This is a genomic window from Mycobacterium sp. JS623 (genome assembly GCF_000328565.1).
In the GTDB taxonomy this organism is placed as follows: Bacteria; Actinomycetota; Actinomycetes; order Mycobacteriales; family Mycobacteriaceae; genus Mycobacterium.
Window position 1 is genome coordinate 5,678,710 of sequence record NC_019966.1, and the last position, 17,434, is coordinate 5,696,143.

19 protein-coding genes are annotated in these 17,434 nt (G+C 63.3%); 6 read left to right on the plus strand and 13 right to left on the minus strand.

Annotation, left to right across the window (positions count from 1 at the left end; all coding sequences use genetic code 11):
- Positions 1–68 precede the first annotated feature (68 nt).
- On the plus strand, positions 69–413 hold the full coding sequence (locus tag MYCSM_RS27610) for a hypothetical protein (RefSeq protein WP_015309474.1): 345 nt from the start codon (positions 69–71) through the stop codon (positions 411–413).
- A gap of 100 nt (positions 414–513) precedes the next feature.
- Here the strand turns inward: MYCSM_RS27610 and MYCSM_RS38930 are convergent, their stop codons facing one another.
- Positions 514–816, minus strand: a complete 303-nt coding sequence (locus tag MYCSM_RS38930; RefSeq protein ID WP_157681411.1) for a hypothetical protein — start codon at positions 814–816, stop codon at positions 514–516.
- Between the two features lie 198 nt (positions 817–1,014).
- Between MYCSM_RS38930 and MYCSM_RS27620 the strand changes: the two genes are divergently transcribed.
- Genes MYCSM_RS27620 through MYCSM_RS27625 form a run of 3 tightly spaced genes read left to right on the plus strand, consistent with a single transcriptional unit; the run spans position 1,015 to position 3,037 of the window.
- Positions 1,015–1,365 carry a hypothetical protein gene (locus tag MYCSM_RS27620; RefSeq protein WP_015309475.1) on the plus strand — a complete coding sequence of 117 codons (351 nt, stop codon included), beginning with the start codon at positions 1,015–1,017 and terminating at the stop codon, positions 1,363–1,365.
- A gap of 46 nt (positions 1,366–1,411) precedes the next feature.
- Positions 1,412–1,573, plus strand: a complete 162-nt coding sequence (locus MYCSM_RS37905) for a hypothetical protein (RefSeq protein ID WP_015309476.1) — start codon at positions 1,412–1,414, stop codon at positions 1,571–1,573.
- Positions 1,574–3,037: an alpha,alpha-trehalose-phosphate synthase (UDP-forming) gene (locus MYCSM_RS27625; protein WP_015309477.1), complete on the plus strand. Its 1,464-nt coding sequence runs from the start codon at positions 1,574–1,576 to the stop codon at positions 3,035–3,037.
- Here MYCSM_RS27625 and MYCSM_RS27630 read toward each other — a convergent pair.
- The 12 genes from MYCSM_RS27630 to MYCSM_RS27685 form a co-directional block, all read right to left on the minus strand.
- Positions 3,024–3,512, minus strand: a complete 489-nt coding sequence (locus MYCSM_RS27630) for a hypothetical protein (RefSeq protein ID WP_015309478.1) — start codon at positions 3,510–3,512, stop codon at positions 3,024–3,026. The two genes, MYCSM_RS27625 and MYCSM_RS27630, sit on opposite strands and share 14 nt — an antisense overlap.
- Positions 3,512–4,204, minus strand: coding sequence for a hypothetical protein (locus tag MYCSM_RS27635; protein WP_015309479.1), 693 nt, complete (start codon positions 4,202–4,204; stop codon positions 3,512–3,514). Before MYCSM_RS27635 ends, MYCSM_RS27630 begins: the two co-directional genes overlap by 1 nt.
- The gene (locus tag MYCSM_RS27640) at positions 4,204–5,952 is read right to left on the minus strand and encodes a virulence factor Mce family protein (protein WP_015309480.1); all 1,749 of its coding nucleotides are present in this window, start codon (positions 5,950–5,952) and stop codon (positions 4,204–4,206) included. The genes MYCSM_RS27635 and MYCSM_RS27640 overlap by 1 nt, the downstream gene beginning before the upstream one ends.
- Positions 5,952–7,151: an MCE family protein gene (locus MYCSM_RS27645; protein WP_015309481.1), complete on the minus strand. Its 1,200-nt coding sequence runs from the start codon at positions 7,149–7,151 to the stop codon at positions 5,952–5,954. The genes MYCSM_RS27640 and MYCSM_RS27645 overlap by 1 nt, the downstream gene beginning before the upstream one ends.
- Positions 7,148–8,593 (minus strand): virulence factor Mce family protein, encoded by a 1,446-nt coding sequence (locus tag MYCSM_RS27650; RefSeq protein ID WP_015309482.1) that lies wholly within the window; start codon positions 8,591–8,593, stop codon positions 7,148–7,150. The genes MYCSM_RS27645 and MYCSM_RS27650 overlap by 4 nt, the downstream gene beginning before the upstream one ends.
- Complete coding sequence (locus tag MYCSM_RS27655; RefSeq protein WP_015309483.1) at positions 8,590–9,636, minus strand: MCE family protein; 1,047 nt, start codon at positions 9,634–9,636, stop codon at positions 8,590–8,592. The genes MYCSM_RS27650 and MYCSM_RS27655 overlap by 4 nt, the downstream gene beginning before the upstream one ends.
- Complete coding sequence (locus tag MYCSM_RS27660; RefSeq protein ID WP_015309484.1) at positions 9,629–10,663, minus strand: MCE family protein; 1,035 nt, start codon at positions 10,661–10,663, stop codon at positions 9,629–9,631. Before MYCSM_RS27660 ends, MYCSM_RS27655 begins: the two co-directional genes overlap by 8 nt.
- A gap of 31 nt (positions 10,664–10,694) precedes the next feature.
- Positions 10,695–11,885: an MCE family protein gene (locus MYCSM_RS27665; protein WP_015309485.1), complete on the minus strand. Its 1,191-nt coding sequence runs from the start codon at positions 11,883–11,885 to the stop codon at positions 10,695–10,697.
- Positions 11,886–11,896: 11 nt separating this feature from the next.
- A complete protein-coding gene (locus MYCSM_RS27670) occupies positions 11,897–12,742 on the minus strand; it encodes an MlaE family ABC transporter permease (RefSeq protein WP_041315136.1) in 846 nt (281 codons plus the stop codon).
- A gap of 5 nt (positions 12,743–12,747) precedes the next feature.
- Entirely contained in the window at positions 12,748–13,512 is a 765-nt protein-coding gene (locus MYCSM_RS27675) for an MlaE family ABC transporter permease (protein ID WP_041312775.1), read from the minus strand.
- Positions 13,513–13,768: 256 nt separating this feature from the next.
- Positions 13,769–14,689 (minus strand): 3-oxoacyl-ACP reductase, encoded by a 921-nt coding sequence (locus MYCSM_RS27680; RefSeq protein WP_015309488.1) that lies wholly within the window; start codon positions 14,687–14,689, stop codon positions 13,769–13,771.
- A 13-nt stretch (positions 14,690–14,702) separates the two neighbouring features.
- Positions 14,703–14,894, minus strand: a complete 192-nt coding sequence (locus tag MYCSM_RS27685) for a ferredoxin (protein ID WP_015309489.1) — start codon at positions 14,892–14,894, stop codon at positions 14,703–14,705.
- Between the two features lie 152 nt (positions 14,895–15,046).
- Between MYCSM_RS27685 and MYCSM_RS27690 the strand changes: the two genes are divergently transcribed.
- Positions 15,047–16,231, plus strand: coding sequence for an acyl-CoA dehydrogenase family protein (locus tag MYCSM_RS27690; RefSeq protein WP_015309490.1), 1,185 nt, complete (start codon positions 15,047–15,049; stop codon positions 16,229–16,231).
- Positions 16,232–16,239: 8 nt separating this feature from the next.
- Positions 16,240–17,331, plus strand: coding sequence for an acyl-CoA dehydrogenase family protein (locus MYCSM_RS27695; protein ID WP_015309491.1), 1,092 nt, complete (start codon positions 16,240–16,242; stop codon positions 17,329–17,331).
- Positions 17,332–17,434 lie beyond the last annotated feature (103 nt).

Below are 17,434 nucleotides of genomic sequence, written 5' to 3' on the forward strand. Positions count from 1 at the left end.
AGCAGATCCCCTCTGCCCGCCACAACTTCGGGCGACAAACCAACAGCAAAACTACAGAAAGCGTGACGATGGCGATCTTGAGGCTTCCACTACAACGACTACTCCTTGCCGGCGGGTTCGCGGTCGCTATTGCGGCTGCGCCGGCGGTCGCTGTCGTCGCCACGCCCACCCACGCGCCCACGATCGCGGCGTGCCCCGGCGGTGAATCCGAGGACGTCTTCACTGGTGAATGCACGCCGGATCTGGTGCCGAATTCCCCTGAAGTTGGCGTGACCTCGCCCGGCGGGCTGCCCGAGGTGGACAACATTCCGTGCACCGGAGCCAATTCCGGCCAGTGCATCGGTCTGTCCGAAGAGGAGCAGGCAGAAGGCCCGCAGGCGGTGCCGCACTCGTCGGTCAGCTCGAGCCCGTAACAGACCCGCCGAATGAGCTGGGGCGCAGAGGTGCCCCAGCTTATTTGTTTGCGCCACAGCTACATTCCCAGCGAACATCGAGAATGTCTGCAGATTGCTTTCAGCATTCGTAGAATTCGGCAATGACGAAACATTCGATCACTACTCGACGCCTGCTTTCGGCTGGCGGATTCGCACTCGCGATCGCCATCACCCCTGCCGTCGCAATCGCCGCGCATTCAACGGATTCCAGACCGTTGGCGCAATGCAGCGACGGTGAAGAAGAAGACGTTTTTACGTTGTCCTGCACCCCTATTTTGGTGCCTAACTCGCCGGAGGGATTCACCTCGACGGCAGCCAATCCCGACATTCCGGAAATCGAAGGTGTTCCATGCACCGGCGGGCGCAGTTCGGGTGCATGCATCGGGCTCGCCGAGGATGAGGCGGCCGCAGGGCCGCAGCCCGTACCGCGCTCGACTATCGAAGCCAGCCCATAGAGCGGCGGCGGATCCGCAGGCTCACCGGGTCGCACTCACAGGGAACTCATGGAATGTATGCAGATTTCTTTCAGCTTCCATAGACTCCCGACGAGATTCTCAATAACTACGTAAAGGCGTGGACGATGGCGACCCTTGAGCTCTCAGTACGACGACTGATCCTTGCCGGCGGATTCGCGGTCGCGGTGGCCGCAGCTCCGGCGATCGCCGTCGTCACCATTCCCAGTGCCTCGGTGCCGCTGGCCCAGTGCCCGTCAGGTGAAGAGGAAGACTTGTACACGGGCATCTGCGTCCCGCACACCGTGCCGAACTCGGGCGCGTCATTCAGCAGTATCCCTGGTAACCCCGATCTGCCGTCGGTTGACGGCGTGCCGTGCACCGGTCACAACTCCGGCCAGTGCATCGGCCTGTCCGAGGAATCAGACGCCATGGGACCAGCGCCGGAGCCGCGTTTGACCGTCAGTTCGAGCCCGTAGCGGACGGCATCGACCCTGGTGGCCGCAGGGTCGGTAAGGTTGTCATATGCCTGCGAAATCTGACCCCGCCGAGATCGGCGACGTGGAGCCGCTTGCCGACAGCACTGCACGCCAGGCCAGGCGCGTCGTGGCTGCATACGCGACCGACGCCGACGAATGCCGGATCTTCCTATCGATGCTCGGCATTGGACCGAAGCTCGAGGCTTAAGTGACTCCGGGGGACGGTCAAGCGCGCGGCCCCGGTGAAGCGGACTTTGTCGTGGTGGCCAACCGGCTGCCCATCGACATGGAGCGGCTGCCCGACGGCAGCACAACGTGGAAGCGGAGCCCCGGCGGCCTGGTCACAGCGCTTGAGCCGCTGCTGCGACGTCGTCGTGGCGCGTGGATCGGCTGGCCGGGCATTCCCGACACCGATGAGGAGCCCATCGAGCAGGACGACATGTACCTGTGTCCGGTCCGGTTGTCTGCCGATGAGGTAGCCGACTATTACGAGGGGTTCTCGAACGCCACCCTGTGGCCGCTGTACCACGACGTCATCGTCAAGCCGATCTACCACCGAGAGTGGTGGGACGCGTACGTCACGGTCAACCGGCGCTTCGCCGAGGCCACCGCCAAGGTGGCTGCCGAGGGCGCGACGGTGTGGGTGCAGGACTATCAGCTACAGCTGGTCCCGAAAATGCTGCGGATGCTGCGGCCCGATCTGACCATCGGCTTTTTTCTGCATATTCCGTTTCCGCCGGTCGAGCTGTTCATGCAGATGCCGTGGCGCACCGAGATCACCGAGGGCCTGCTCGGCGCCGATCTGGTCGGGTTCCACTTGCCCGGCGGCGCACAGAATTTCATGATCCTGGCGCGCCGGCTTGTCGGTGCGAACACGTCACGCGGGACCGTCGGCGTGCGGTCCAAATTCGGCGAGATCGACGTCGGCTTCCGTACCGTCAAGGTCGGCGCCTTCCCGATCTCAATTGACTCCACGGCCCTAGACCAGCAGTCTCGGAGCCGGGCCATCCGGCAGCGGGCCCGTGAGATCCGCAGCGAGCTCGGCAACCCGCGCAAGATCCTGCTCGGCGTCGACCGGCTGGACTACACCAAGGGCATTGACGTTCGGCTGCGAGCGTTTTCGGAGCTATTAGCCGAACATCGGGCCAAGCGCGACGACACCGTACTCGTGCAACTCGCGACGCCCAGCCGGGAGCGCGTCGAAAGCTATATCGAGATGCGCGAGGACATCGAGCGCCAGGTCGGGCACATCAACGGTGAGTACGCCGAGGTCGGGCATCCGATCGTGCACTATCTGCACCGGCCGATCCCCCGCGAGGAATTGATCGCATTCTTCGTCGCGGCCGACGTCATGCTGGTCACCCCATTGCGCGACGGAATGAACCTGGTGGCCAAGGAGTACGTGGCCTGCCGCAGTGATCTGGGTGGCGCGCTGGTCCTCAGCGAATTCACCGGCGCCGCATCCGAACTCCGCCAGGCCTACCTCACCAACCCCCATCACCTCGAAGGCGTCAAGGACGCCATCGAGGAGGCGCTCAATCAGGCGCCGGAAGAAGGTAGGCGACGCATGCGCGCGCTGCGCAGGCAGGTGCTGGCGCACGACGTCGACCGGTGGGCGCGGGCGTTCCTCGACGCGTTGGCGGCCAGCGACAACACCGTTAAATCGGAGTGATGTAGTTGATCAGCCACTTGCCGTTCACGCGCTTGTATTCCACGCGCAGTCGTACGCCGTCGTAGATCGGCCGCTCGCGACTCGACTTATCGGACACCGTCCGGTTGAGGTACACCATCACCGCTGCGGAGTTTCGCTGCGCGTCCATTACTCCGACGCCGACGACGTTGGCTTGGCTCACCACTTCCCGCTGCCGCGCCTGCGGGATGATGTCCGAATTCGCTTTACTCTCGAACTCCCTGCGGTAGTCCGGCGTGAGCAGGTTGTAGGCGTCGTTGAGGCTTCGCTCCACCGTTTTGTAGTCGTAGTTGAAGACGGCGGGAATCTCTTTTTGCGCAAGCGGTCCCAGCTCATCTCGGGCGGCCTGCTCACTACGCATCTCCACCCTCTGCCAATACATCCAACCGCCCACCGCGGCCAGCCCCACGAACGCAGCGGTAAGCAGGCCGGCGATGATGCTCACGAACCAGCGCATCAGTTCCCACCGTTGGGGTACTTGAGGTCGTATGCCGTCATTCGTCCGTCGTCGCCCTCATGCACGACAATCCGCAGTCGGTAAGGCTGCGACGGCCTATTGTTTCCATTCATATCGCTCGCGGTGACTCGGGCGGACACGAGCACCGACGCGTTACCACTAATGCCATCAATACCTTCCAGCGCAGCACCGTTGATTACCGCCTCCGAACTACCACCGGTGTCCCGGAAAATCGCCTTGAGGTTCTCGACGTTGTTGCTCTGGCCGAGCATGTCGCGCAACGGGCCACTTGTGTTGTCATACAACCTGTTAACGCTGTCATCGATCGTGTCCTGCTTGAAGCTGAACATGTTCATCACCGTCTGCGTGGCGGTGTCGATGAATCGCTGGTTGCGCGCCTGCATGGCTTCCACGTGATTTTTCTGGACGATCATCGCCGCCACCGCAGCGCCGAGCACGGCCGTCGCGACAAACACGACCGCCAGCGAAACGATCGCCACCATCTGCCGGTGCGCCGGCCTGCGTGCCGGTGCCGCAGGTGTACGAGACTTGCGTGCGCGGGTTGCATCGGAAGGTGCCGGCGTCTCAACACGCACGGCGATTGTCTCGGCCGACTTTCCGTTCGCGGGACCGGCGGCCCTGGATGCGCGGCGGCGCGCGGCCTGCGAAGGTCGGGTGGGGCTGGACGTCATCACGTCTGCCTCGGATAAAGCATGAGATCTACCCAATTCTCTTGTGGCCGTATGTCAGAGGCACCTGCCGCAAACACGCCAGTACCGCCGGCCGGGTCGACGAACACCCCGGTGTGCTGATCGTACGTGCCGTATGCGGTGCCGCTGGCCAGCGGCGGGGTCACCGCCGACGGCGGCAGCTCCGCAGGCACCGGCGGTGGTGGTGGTGCAGGCGCCGGCCCCGGCGGCGGTGCAACCGGGTTATACGGTCCTGGAAACATAAACGGCGGTTGCGGATTTGCCGGCGGCGGCCAGGCATCCGGATACGGTGCCGGCGGTATCCATGCCGTCGCCGGGGGCGGCGGCCCATTGTCGTTGGGGGGCGGGATATACGGCCACGGTTGGTGCGGCGCAGGACCCGGACCAGGCTGAATCCCCGGTGGGATCAACCCCGGTGCCACCGGATAGCCCGGATCGGGATCGGCTTCCGGTGGAATATATGGGAACTTGTTCGGCGGCAAGATGTTTCGTGGGTCCGTAACCGGTGTGCCCGTCGGCACGGGCGGGCCACGCCAGGGATTGTTCCCGATCGGCACGTACCCCTTTGGATCCCGGCAGAGCTGAATTGTTGGCGCGCGCTTACCAGGGAACTCCTGGCACGGGTAATTCCTCGCGCCGCGGACCACGCTCGGATCGTTCTGGGGCACTTTGCAATACAGGTCCGTCGGCAACTCGCGCAACGTAGTGTCGCCTGGCGATCGAATATCCATCGGCGACAGGAATCCGACGTTGCACGGGGGCGGGTCGTTGATAGATATCTTGAAGTCCTGCTTGCCCCCTTCATCCGCGGGTAGTTGACCGCCGATGGTAATGAGAGCCGCCTGCAGGGCAGGGAAGATGACCAGCGCCTGTTCGATTGACCTGTTGTAGATGACACCGATGCGGCCGAGGTTGGCCAGGTTGGCCGCCAGCACCGGGAAGGACGGGCGAATGCCCTCGAACGTCTGGCTTGCTTCGTCGGCCGCCGACGGCGCGTTCGACAGCACCGACCGCAGCTGAGGATCGGCGTGGGCCACCTCCGTCGTCAGGCGCGCAAGCCCGTCGGCGAAGGACCGGATGTCGTCGCCGCTACGGATCTGAGCGTCCAGGAACGGCCCGGCCTGGTCGATGAGCGCAGAGGTCTGCGGCCAGCTCGAGTTGGCCTCGTCGACCAACGACCGCGTTGATTGGATCAGCCGCGCAAGTTCCGGCCCAGAACCGTTGAACGCCTTGAACGTTTCTCGCAGCACGTCCTGAAGACGGGTGTTGTTGAGGCTGCTCACCAATTGGTCGGCCTGGTGCAACAGGTCGGCTACGTCCTGCGGGATCGCCGTCCGCTCCTTCGGGATGACGGAACCATCACCCAGCACCGCCTGCGACGGATGCTCGGGCGGCACGAAATCCACATACTGTTCGCCGACCGCAGAGACGCTCTTGACCGTCGCTGTCGAATTCGCCGGGATTTTGATGTCGCTGTTGAGCCGCAGTCGCGCGGCGACGCCGTCGTCGGTCAGCTTTACGGACTCAACGCGTCCTGCTTGCACACCGCGGAAAGCGACGTTGGCGTTCTGATACAGGCCGCCGCCTGCGGCAAAGTTCGCCGTGACCTCATAGGCGCCGATTCCCAGCCGAGCCGGGACGCGCAGGTAGAACATCGCGATCGCCGCGACGGTGAGCACGGTCACGACGGCGAAAACGGCGAGTTGGATTCGCGCAGTTCGGTTCAGCATTACTTGGGTGGCACCTCCTGACCCGATGCGGTACCGGGCGGAATCTTGAACGGATCTGCGGCCTGCCCCGAGAGGTTCGCCATCTCCCCGACGAGGAAGTCCGGCGGGCTGACGACTTCGTCGAGGTGCTTCATGTTCGGGTCCAAGCCCAACGACGTCGTGAATATCGTCTCGCCCAGCCGGCGAAGGGTCAGGTCGAAAACTTCCCAGATGTTGAAGTAGTCGCCCCTGGCCACGCGCTTCAAGTTCTTACCCGGGAACGGGAAGGTCGCCAGGAAGTCCAGGGAGTCCACCAGCGCAGAACGGTTGTCGTTGACCGGCTTGATGACTGCGTACAGGTCCTTCGTTTCCGCGGCGAAGTCACTCTTCGTCTCCGAGAGGATACGTGCCCCGACCGTGGCGAGCCTGCGCAGCCCAGCGAATGCGTCGACGATGTTGGCGCGGTTGTCGTTGAGCACCTTCAACGCTCCAGGAAGCGTGTCCAGGGTGCGGTCCAGGCTGTCCTTTTGTCGAGCGAGGATTCCGGCGAACCGATTGAGCCCTTCGGCCGCGTTGATGATGTCGTCGGTCTGCCGATTCAACGACGCGGCCAGCTCGGCGAGCCGCGGAATCAGGTCAGCGAACTCGCCTTCACGTCCGGCCACTGCGGCGGAGACTTCTTGGGTAATGTCTTGCAGCGCACCAAGGTTGCCCTTGTTGACGACGACACCCAACGCGGACAGCACTTCCTCGGTGGTCGGGAAGCGGCTGCCCTGGTTCTCGGGGATCCGCGACCCGTCACGCAGCGCCCCAACTGGGGGCTGTCCCACGGGAGCCGACAGCTCGACATGCTGCGAGCCCAAGAGCGACGTCTGCCCGACTTTTGCGATCGCGTTGGCCGGCAACTTGACGCTGTGTTCAAGGGACAGTTTCACCGCCGCGTAGAAACTGCCATCCGCGCGCTGTACGGCCTCCACGCCCGACACACTGCCGACTGTGACGTCGTCGACCATCACCGGCGAATTCTGCGGCAGCGTGGCCACATCCGGCAGCTCCACCGTGATCGAATATGCGCCGGCGCCATGGCCAACGGTGCCCGGCATGTTCAGCGAATTCAGGCCGCCGAATTGGCAGCCGGCCAGCAACACGACGCCGGAACCGATGGCTGCCGTGCGGCGCGTCGCGCGGCCGACGTTGAGGCTCATCGACTTTCGCGTCATCCGCCGCCTCCAGGTTGTTGCGGACCGACCGGCTGCATCGGTGGTACAGCGTCGGCCGGAACCGGCGCCTCGGCAGGGAGGGGCCCGGCCGCAGCGGGCGCCGGCGCGGCGGGCTCTGGTCCTGCGGGTGGCACCACTGGCCCGAGCGTGTAGGGCTGCGCCGGTGGCGGTGGACCAGGAGCGGGATTCGGCGGCAGGAGCAACGAACTCACATCGCCGCCCTCACCGGATCGGGGCGGATACCGTCCGTTTGACGGTATCCACTGCAGATACGGGATGTAGGTCTGCGCCTTGGCCTCCGTCGCCGGGGTGTCATAGATGACCTGGCCTTTGTACGCGGTGATCGTGTTGATTCCATGCGACATGATGGGTGGGTAGTTCATCATCAGGCGCCGCAGCACCGGAGCCATCCGCTGGCGACAGATCTCAGTCCGCTTGTAATTGTCAGGCTGGCCCGCGGCGTCAAAGTCCGCGCAGATGAACTGCACCGGGTTCGTCAACTCCGGCAGGCTCAGCAGACCATTCGCGGTGCCCTGGGCCGGGTTGTAGATGTTGTAGAAATTCGCCATCGCGTTCGGAAGGACGTGCAGCAACTGCTCGATGTCGTCGCTTTGATTCGAGAGCAGGCTGGTGAAGTCGGTCAGCTTGTTGACGCTGGCAATCAGGGTCTCATTGTGCTCGTTGAGGAAGCCGCGAATATCTGACAGGGCCTGGTTGAGCGTGCCTAGGGTGTTGTTCAGACCCTCGGAGCTATCGGCCAGAACCTGCGACACGGACGCCAAATGCCCACTGAATTGCACGATTTGATCGTTGCTGCGCGACAGTGCGTCAATCAGGATCTGCAGATTCTTGACCGTGCCGAACAGGTCAGTGCGTGAGTCACCCAGCCTCCCCGCGGTCTGCGACAACTCGCGCAGGGCTCGCCGGAACGAATCGCCGTTTCCGTCAAAGGTGTCGGCCGCTTGGTCTATGAACGCGCTCAATGGGCCTTGAACCTGGCCGGCCTGCGGTCCGAGTTGCTGGCTGAGTTGCGTCAACTCGGATTTGACTTCGTCCCACTCCACGGGAACAGCGGTGCGTTGCAGCGCGATACTGTCGCCGTCCTTCATGGCCGCACCGCCCTTGAATGCGGGGGTCAGCTGAATGAACCGGGCCGCAACGATGTTCGGCGCAATGACGACTGCACGGGCATCGGCGGGCAATTTGACGTCGTCCTGCACCCGCATGGTGATCTTGACGGCATCGGCTTCAGGCGAGATCGATTCGATCGTGCCGATCGGCACACCGACGACGCGGACATCGTCCCCCGGGTACAGGCCGGTTGCCGACGTGAAATAGCCGACCACTCGGTATGTTCCGACTCGCGGCCACACCACATACAGTCCACCGATCAGTGCCACCGCCAGAGCACCGATGACTCCATAACGCAGCCAGCGGGTCACGGTGACTTCGGCCTTACGATCAACCGCTCGTCGATGAATCCGCGGATGAAATCGGCGAGGCTGTCGGGAACCTTGCCCGGTTGGAAGTAGAGGTCCAGTAATAGCTCCTGCTGCGAAATGTTTGGTACAGCGTTGGGAAGGTTGACGTTGAAGCCCGAACCGGAACCGACCGATTCGCCGAGGGCGGTGGCATATGGCGGCAACCGGCGAATCGCCTGGCTGATGTGCTCGCGACGCTCAAGGAGATTGTCCAGCACGAGGTTCAACTTCTGCAGAGCAGGACCGAACTCGCGGCGGTTGTCGGCCACAAATCCCGAAATCTGGCGTGAGACATCGTCGATGCCGGCGATCAGGTTGCTCAACGCGGTACGGCGCTCGTCGAGCGCGGCGAATAGTTGATTACCGTCGGTGACGAGCTGGTTCACCTGATTGGCCCGGTCGGCGAGCACCTTTGTCACCGACTGCGCGTGGGCCAACAGCTGGCCCAACGCCTCATCGTTGGCATTGATGCTGCGAGACAACGACGCCACTCCGTCCAGTGTTCGACGCAGCTGGGGGGTTGCGTCGCGCAGGGATTCGGTCAACACACTCAACGCCTGGTTCAACTGTCCCTTGTCGAGTTCGGCGGAATTCTGACCAAGATCCTGCAGCGCCATGTTCAGCGTGTACGGAACCGTCGTGCGCCCCAAGGGAATTGATGTCACTGACCCGCCGCCTCGCGGGGTCACCGCTAGTGACCTCTCACCCAGTACGGTGTCGGTCTTGATCGATGCCAGCGTTTGATCACCCAGCCGAACCTTGCGGTTGACGGTGAACGTCACCTTTGCGACGTCGCCCGCGAGTGCGACCCCGGTGACCTTACCGACCGCTATGCCGGAGACGTTGACGTCATTACCCGGCGAAATGCCGCCGGCGTCGGCAAAGTAGGCCTCGTATTGCTTGCCTTGCGGGTAAAAAGGCAGCGTCGTGTAACCAAACGCGACGATCAAAACACATATGACGACTACCAGTCCGAAGATGCCTGAGCGCAGCGTCTTATCCATTTTCGGAGCACCTGCCCTTCGACAGATCCGGGACGCCGCCAATTGGCAGGAAGATGTCGCTGCCCGCTGGCCCGTTGAACTTGAGCGACACCGAGCAGATGTAATAGTTGAAGTATGACCCGTATGCGCCAAGGGAATTGAGCCGCAGATAGTTCTCGGCGAGCGGTTCGATGACTTTGTTGACGTCTCCCTTGCGGTTGTCGAGCTCGGTAGCCAATGGGCGAAGGTTCTCGAGTATGCCCTGCACCGGCCGGCGCGAGTTCACCAGCAACTCGGTCAGGTCCGTTTCAGCGGATGCCAGCGGTGGAATGGCTCCCGCGATCGGGTCGCGGCCCTGCGCCAATCCACTTACCAGCTTCTGGAGCTGGTCCACGCTGGCATCAAACTGCGCACTCTTTCCGTCAATGGTGCCCAGCACCTCATTGAGATTGTGGATCACGTCCGAGATCACCTGATAGCGATCGGCCAGGGATTGGCTGAATGTTCCAGTGTCGGAGAGCAATTGCGCCAACGCGCCGCCCTGGCCCTGCAAGAGCTCGAGGATCGCATTGTTGATCTGGTTGACCTGCGTGCCGTTGAGGCCCTTGACCACGGGACGCAGCCCGCCGAGCAAGGCATCGAGATCCAGCGCGGGCTCGGTGTGGTCGATGTTGACCGTTCCGCCCGGCGGCAACTTCCGAAGGTCACCGGGACCCGACGTGACTTCCATGTAGCGGTCGCCAACCAGATTCTCGTATCGGATCGCCGCACGCGTTGACGTGTACATCTGATACTTCTTGTTGACGGTGAACGCCACATCGACGGTGTTGTCGGGGTTTAGCTTCACGTCTCTGACACTGCCCACCGGAACGCCTGCGATGCGCACATCGTTGCCATTCTTCAGCCGCGACGCGTCAGTGAAGGTGGCGTGGTAAGTGCTGGTGGAGGCGAACCGGAACTCGCCGAAGATCACCACCAAAGCAGCGGATACCAACAGCATGACCACTGCAAAGATGCCCACCTTGATCAGCAGTCCTCGGTGGGCCATCAGTGCCCCCGCTTCTTCGCGCAAGCGCTCATCAGAAATCGTCCCGTTCTGCGAATGCGCCATTGAAGAGGAACTGCAACGTATTTGGCGCGTCGACCTGAACCTCCGTGAAGGGCTCGTACGGGATGTAGGCGTTGTCGGTCACTAGGAATGGCGCCCGGTACCAGGAGCCGCCGTACTGCTTGGTGGGAATGTCGGGCAGGCCGCGGCAGTTGGGACCGCCGGACGCGTTCACGATGGGCAGGCTCTCTGGGTAGGTGTAGGACGGCACGCCCAGCACGAAGCTGGAACTCACCATTGCGCCCGGGTGCATGCCGCCGACAACCCGTTCTCCGCGCTGACCGGCCGTCTTGGCGCCCTGCAATACACAGCCGATTTCCGGCGAATAGTCGCCCAGCACCTTCAGCGGTGCCCGCAACCGCTGGATCGCCGCGATGTAATCGTCTGCTCCCGGTTCAAGCGTGTCGGATCCCGCGTTCGCCAAACCGATTGTCGCGAGCAGCGTGGCGTTCAGGTTGTCCTGCTCATCGATGATCGTCTGGTTGATCGTCGGCACATTGTTGATCACAGTGACGAGATCCGGGCCCGCATCGCCATAGATGTTTGCGACCTTCGCGGTTTGCGCGATATCCGACTCAACCGTTGGCAGCTTTGGATTCACCTGCGCCAGAAACTGATTCAACCCCGCAAGACCGGCGCCGGCGTCGTCGCCGTGATTACGCAAACCCTCGGCGATCGCCGACAGGGTTGCGTTCAGGTGGATCGGGTCGACCTTGTGCAGCACGTCGGTCAGTGTCTGGAACAATGTGTTGGCTTCCAGCTGCACTGACTGAGCCTCGACATTGGCGCCAGGATGCAGCGGCGTGCGGTCCGGCCGCGGCGGTGCGATGAACTCCACCGACTTCGCGCCGAACACCGTGGTACTGCCGATGCGCACCAACGCGTTCGACGGGACGTAACGCAGTTGGTCGCGGTTGATCGCCAACGTCAGCTTCGCCTGATTGCCGGTATATGCGATGTCTTCGACCTTGCCGATTTGGACACCGCGGTATTTGACCTTGGCTTCCTTGTCCATCACCAAGCCCGCGCGCGGCGACGTCACCGTCACGGAGTCGGTGGGGGTGAACGCGGCGGTGTATGCCAGATAGGTAAACACGGTGAACGCCACGATGATCGACGCCAACACAGCGGCGGCGATTCTGATCGCGGCAGTCCTCGACACGACGTCTCCCCTTACCCCGACAGGTTGAAGTTACCGGACGCGCCGTATACGGCAAGGGCAATGAACAAGGTGATGACCACGACGACGATGAGCGATGTCCGCACCGCCTGACCCACGGCGATGCCAACGCCGACGGGGCCGCCCGACGCGTTGTAGCCGTAGTAGGTGTGCACCAGCATCACCGCGATCGACATCACGATGGCCTGAGCGAACGACCACAGCAGGTCCGTCGGTATCAGGAACGTATTGAAGTAGTGGTCGTAGAGGCCGGCGGATTGGCCGTTGACAAAGACGGTGATCGCGCGGGCAGAGAAGAACGCCGCAAGCGTGGCCAGTGAGTACAGCGGAATGATCGCCACCAGCCCGGCCATGATCCGAGTCGAAACCAGATAAGCCACCGAGTGCACGGCCATCGCCTCGACCGCGTCGATCTCCTCGGCAATGCGCATCGCGCCGAGTTGGGCTGTGGTGCCGGCGCCGATGGTGGCGGCAAGCGCGATACCCGCGATGATCGGGGCGACGATGCGCACGTTGAGAAAGGCGGACAGGAACCCGGTCAGCGCCTCGATCCCGATGTTGCCCAGCGACTGGTAGCCCTGAACCGCGATGACCCCGCCAGAGGCCAGGGTGAGGAACGCCGCGACGCCGACCGTGCCGCCGATGAGTATCAAGGCACCGGTGCCCAACGTCATCTCTGCGATCAGCCGCACCGTTTCCATGCGGTACTTCCGCAACGCGAGGGGTATGTATCGGACCGACGTCGCGTAGAACAGGGCCTGTTCCCCGAAGCTGTCCACCGCCCCGGGCACCCGTCGGAACGCCCGCCGCAACCGCAGCGTGATGTCGTAATTCCCCAGCTCGCTCAACGGCCCAGGATCCGAATGCCGATTGCCGTCATCAGGACATTGATCACGAAGAGGCAGATGAACGCGTAGATGACCGTCTCGTTGACGGCCTCTCCGACACCCTTGGGTCCACCTTTGACTGTCAGGCCGCGGTAGCAGCCGACGAGCCCCGCCATGACGCCGAACAACAATGCCTTGAATTCTGAAATGACCAACTCGCCCAACCCGGTCAGGATGGTCAGGCCGTTGATGAACGCGCCGGGGTTCACGCCCTGTAACAGCACGGAGAATACGTAGCCGCCGCTCAGGCCGATCGCGATCACAAGACCGTTGAGAAGCAGTGCGACGAACGTCGACGCCAGAACGCGCGGCACCACCAGGCGCTGGATCGGGTCGATGCCCAGCACCCGCATCGCGTCGATTTCCTCACGGATGGTGCGGGCGCCTAGGTCGGCGCAGATCGCAGTCGCACCGGCTCCGGCAACGACCAGCACGGTTGAGACGGGGCCCAGCTGCGTGACGGTACCGAAAGCGGTACCCGATCCGGATAAGTCCGCGGCGCCGATTTCGCGCAACAAAATGTTGAGGGTGAAGGCGACCAGCACCGTGAACGGAATCGAGATCAGCAGCGTCGGAACGATCGAAACCCGCGCGATCATCCAGGTCTGGTCGAGGAACTCACCGAATTGAAAGGGTCGACGGAATATCGCCCGGAAGGTGTCGAGAGACATTTCCATGAACCCGCCGACGGCCCGAGCCGGAATGGCGAGTTGCTGCCTCAACCTGGGCTCCGTTCTGGCGCGGCGCGGAACGTGCGCCTTGGCGAAGAGTTTGAGACCACTCCCCGCGGCGGCTCTCCCACCCTTTTCTTAAGCGTTGCTCTTAGTGAGCCGGATCATACTAACTAGAACAAGTTCGCAGTGTCAAAGAACGGAAAAACTACTCTAAATCGTAACTTTTTCGCAGGTCAAAGCCACTGTGACTCAGGTCCATCTGTAACATGTTCTAACGGTCAGGAAGGTCCACAAACGGAGAACGTCATTCTCCTTGACCCATGAGGGCCATTGCTGAGAAATTCCGTTCGGGATCACGGTCAGCAAAGTATTTCCGCAACGTTTCCGACAGCTCCGAAGGGTCCCATGCCTCGGAATCCGCACTAAAGCGGTGCTCGGCCGTTGGCGCCGCAACGAGCGTCACCGTAGGTCCGTAGACGATGAACAGTTGTCCGTTCACATCTCGCGACGCGGGCGACGCGAGGAACCGCACCAGGTTCACCACGTGCTCGGGCGACAGCGGGTCGATCTGGCCATCGGCCAGTTCGGGTGAATCGCCGAAGACGTCGGCGGTCATCGCGGTGCGGGCGCGGGGGGCGATGGCATTCGCCCGCACCCCGTAGCGCTCCAATGCACGCGCTGCGGTCAGCGTCAGCGCGGTGATACCGGCCTTGGCGGCGCCATAGTTCGCCTGGCCGACGGGCCCTGCCAGGCCCGCCTCCGACGAGGTGTTGATGATGCGGCCGTAAACCTGTCCGTCGTTTTCCTTGGCCTTGGCCCGCCAGTAGGTGGCGGCGTTGCGGGTCAACAGGAAGTGGCCGCGCAGATGTACGGCGATCACCGCATCCCAGTCCTCGTCGGACATGTTGAACAGCATGCGGTCACGGGTGATCCCCGCGTTGTTCACGACGATGCCGAGTCCACCAAGACCATCGGCGGTCTCCACCAATTCATCGGCGGTCGAGCGCTCGCTGATGTCGCCCGCGACCGCGACGGCCTTGGAGCCGGCAGTGGCGATCTCGTCAATGACGTCGGAGCGGTCCAGCGCACCCGCGATGTCGTTGACGACGATCGTCGCGCCCGCTCGAGCAAGCCCGATGGCTTCGGCGCGCCCCAGCCCTGCGGCCGCACCCGTCACCACCGCGACCAGTCCGGACAGATCGGTCGCGTCGTTCTGCGGAGTCACTTTATGAATACCTCTAGTCTCTGCGGATCAGGGCAGCTCGTGGGCACTCGGCGATCGATTGTTCGGCCAGGTCCTCCTGGTCCGCCGGTACCGGGTCGGCCTTCACGACGGCGTAATCCTCGTCGTCGAGATCGAACAGGTCGGGGGCAATTCCGACGCAAACGGCATTGCCCTCGCAGCGGTCACGGTCCACTTCCACTCGCATGACAAACCTCCTCGTGGTCAGCGCTGCTGTGAGCACCAGTGTGGCACCGGCCTGGACCCCAAGACTAGAACGTGTTACAACCGGGGGTGAGAGCGGGCCACATGACGGCTTTCTTAATACACCAGAAGTACCCAAGACGTGAGGACATGGCGATGCGGATCGGCTACACCCCGGAGCAGGAGGAGTTGCGCCGCGAACTGCGGTCCTACTTCACCAAACTCATGACGCCAGAACGTGCCGAGGCGTTGTCCGCGGGTGACGGCGGCGAGATGGGGCGCGGCAACGTCTACCGCGAGACGGTCCAGCAGATGGGCAAGGACGGCTGGCTCACTCTGAACTGGCCCAAGGAGTACGGCGGCCAGGAGCGCGCGCCGATGGAGAGCCTGATCTTCAACGACGAGGCCGCGATCGCCAACGTGCCGGTGCCGTTCCTGACCATCAACAGCGTCGCCCCGACGATCATGCATTTCGGCAGCGACGAGCAGAAGAAGTTCTTTCTGCCGAAGATCGCAGCCGGTGAACTGCACTTCTCGATCGGTTACTCCGAGCCCGGCGCGGGCACCGACCTCGCGGCGCTGCGCACCACCGCGGTGCGCGACGGCGACGACTACATCATCAACGGTCAGAAGATGTGGACCAGCCTGATCGCATACGCCGACTACGTATGGCTGGCCGTGCGCACGAACCCCGAGGCCAAGAAGCACCACGGTATTTCGATGCTGATCGTGCCGACCACCGCTGAGGGCTTCTCCTGGACACCGGTGCACACCATGGCCGGGGTCGACACCAGCGCCACCTATTACCAGGATGTCCGCGTCCCCGTCACGAGCCTGGTCGGCGAGGAGAACGCGGGCTGGAAGCTGGTCACCAACCAGCTCAACCACGAGCGGGTCGCACTCGTTTCTGCGCAGCCGATCTTCATGGCGCTCAACGGTGTTCGCGAATGGGCACAGAACACCAAGGACATCCACGGCAACCGGCTGATCGACTCCGAGTGGGTGCAGCTGAACCTGGCCCGCGTGCACGCCAAGGCCGAGGTGCTCAAGCTGATCAACTGGGAGCTCGCGTCCTCCGAAGAAGCCGCACCGTCTCCCGCAGACGCATCAGCGGCCAAGGTGTACGGCACCGAACTGGCCACCGAGGCGTACCGCCTGCTGATGGAGGTGCTCGGCACGGCGGGCACGCTTCGCACGAACTCCCCCGGTGCGCTGCTGCGCGGGCGTGTCGAGCGCATGCATCGCAGCTGCCTGATTTTGACGTTCGGCGGCGGCACCAATGAGATTCAGCGCGACATCATCGGCATGGTCGCGCTCGGACTGCCCCGGGTCAATCGGTAAGGAACATCATGGATTTCAAGACGACGGAAGCCGCGGACGATCTGGGCGGTCTGGCCCGCACCATCACCGACGCGGTCTGCACCAATGAACATCAGCGTGAGCTGGACAAGCTCGACGAGCGCTTCGATCGTGACCTGTGGGGCAAACTGATCGAGGCCGACATCCTGTCAGCCGCCGCGCCGGAGTCATTGGGCGGCGGCGGTTTTGGCGTGCTGGAGCAGGTGGCCGTACTGGAGGCGCTGGGCCGGCAACTCTCAGCAGTGCCGTATCTGGATTCGGTGGTGCTCGGCGCGGGCGCCCTGGCGAAGTTCGGCACCGACGCGCTGCAGCAGGAGTGGGCGACCCCGGCTGTCAACGGGGAGAAGATCATCGCCGTCGCGCTGGACGGCGAGATGGGCGATGGCCCGGTCCGGGCGACAGCAGCCGGCGCTGGCTATCGGTTGACGGGCTCGCGTACGCAGGTTGCCTTTGGACCAGTCGCCGACGCGTTTCTCGTCCCGGCCGAAACCGATTCGGGCACCAAGGTTTTCCTGATCGGCAAGGACGATGCGGGCGTGACGGTGACGAGCCTGGACACCACCGGTCTCGGCAGCGTCGGCCACCTCGAACTGCACGGTGTCGAGACCGATCGCATCGTCGGCGGCGAGGAAGTCGTTGGGTGGCTGACCACCCACGGCGCTCTGGGCCGCAGCGCGTATCAGCTCGGCGTGCTCGACCGGGCGTTAGAGCTCACTGCGTCCTACGCCCGGGAGCGCGAGCAGTTCGACCGGCCGATCGGCAGCTTTCAGGCCGTGTCGTCGCGGCTGGCCGATGACTACATCAACGTGAAGGCGCTGCGGCTGACGGTTACCCAGGCGGCCTGGCGACTGTCCGAGGATCTGCCCGCGGATGTCGACGTGAATACCGCTGCGTTCTGGGCGGCCGAAGCCGGTCACCGCGTGGCCCACACCACCGTGCACGTTCACGGCGGCGTTGGAATCGACCTCGACCACCCCGTCCACCGGTACTTCCTGGCGGCCAAGCAGACCGAGTTCGCGGTCGGCAGCGCCACCGGGCAGCTGCTGCGCATTGGCCGTGAATTGGCCGACACCCCCGCTTAGTGGACTCATCGGCCCGCGAAACTGTAGTTAGCGAGGAAAAGTGCGAGTAGCTAACACGGTAACTACAGTCTCGATGACGGTCGCCGTGGGGCAGGTGGCGGCG

Coding starts and splice junctions, on each gene's coding strand:
- MYCSM_RS27635 (WP_015309479.1), bottom strand. CDS start 4,204: ATGACGTCCAGCCCCACCCGACCTTCGCAGGCCGCGCGCCGCCGCGCA.
- MYCSM_RS27660 (WP_015309484.1), bottom strand. CDS start 10,663: ATGGCCCACCGAGGACTGCTGATCAAGGTGGGCATCTTTGCAGTGGTC.
- MYCSM_RS38930 (WP_157681411.1), bottom strand. CDS start 816: ATGCATGCACCCGAACTGCGCCCGCCGGTGCATGGAACACCTTCGATT.
- MYCSM_RS37905 (WP_015309476.1), top strand. CDS start 1,412: ATGCCTGCGAAATCTGACCCCGCCGAGATCGGCGACGTGGAGCCGCTT.
- MYCSM_RS27655 (WP_015309483.1), bottom strand. CDS start 9,636: ATGGATAAGACGCTGCGCTCAGGCATCTTCGGACTGGTAGTCGTCATA.
- MYCSM_RS27640 (WP_015309480.1), bottom strand. CDS start 5,952: ATGCTGAACCGAACTGCGCGAATCCAACTCGCCGTTTTCGCCGTCGTG.
- MYCSM_RS27610 (WP_015309474.1), top strand. CDS start 69: ATGGCGATCTTGAGGCTTCCACTACAACGACTACTCCTTGCCGGCGGG.
- MYCSM_RS27690 (WP_015309490.1), top strand. CDS start 15,047: ATGCGGATCGGCTACACCCCGGAGCAGGAGGAGTTGCGCCGCGAACTG.
- MYCSM_RS27630 (WP_015309478.1), bottom strand. CDS start 3,512: ATGCGCTGGTTCGTGAGCATCATCGCCGGCCTGCTTACCGCTGCGTTC.
- MYCSM_RS27695 (WP_015309491.1), top strand. CDS start 16,240: ATGGATTTCAAGACGACGGAAGCCGCGGACGATCTGGGCGGTCTGGCC.
- MYCSM_RS27645 (WP_015309481.1), bottom strand. CDS start 7,151: ATGACGCGAAAGTCGATGAGCCTCAACGTCGGCCGCGCGACGCGCCGC.
- MYCSM_RS27685 (WP_015309489.1), bottom strand. CDS start 14,894: ATGCGAGTGGAAGTGGACCGTGACCGCTGCGAGGGCAATGCCGTTTGC.
- MYCSM_RS27620 (WP_015309475.1), top strand. CDS start 1,015: ATGGCGACCCTTGAGCTCTCAGTACGACGACTGATCCTTGCCGGCGGA.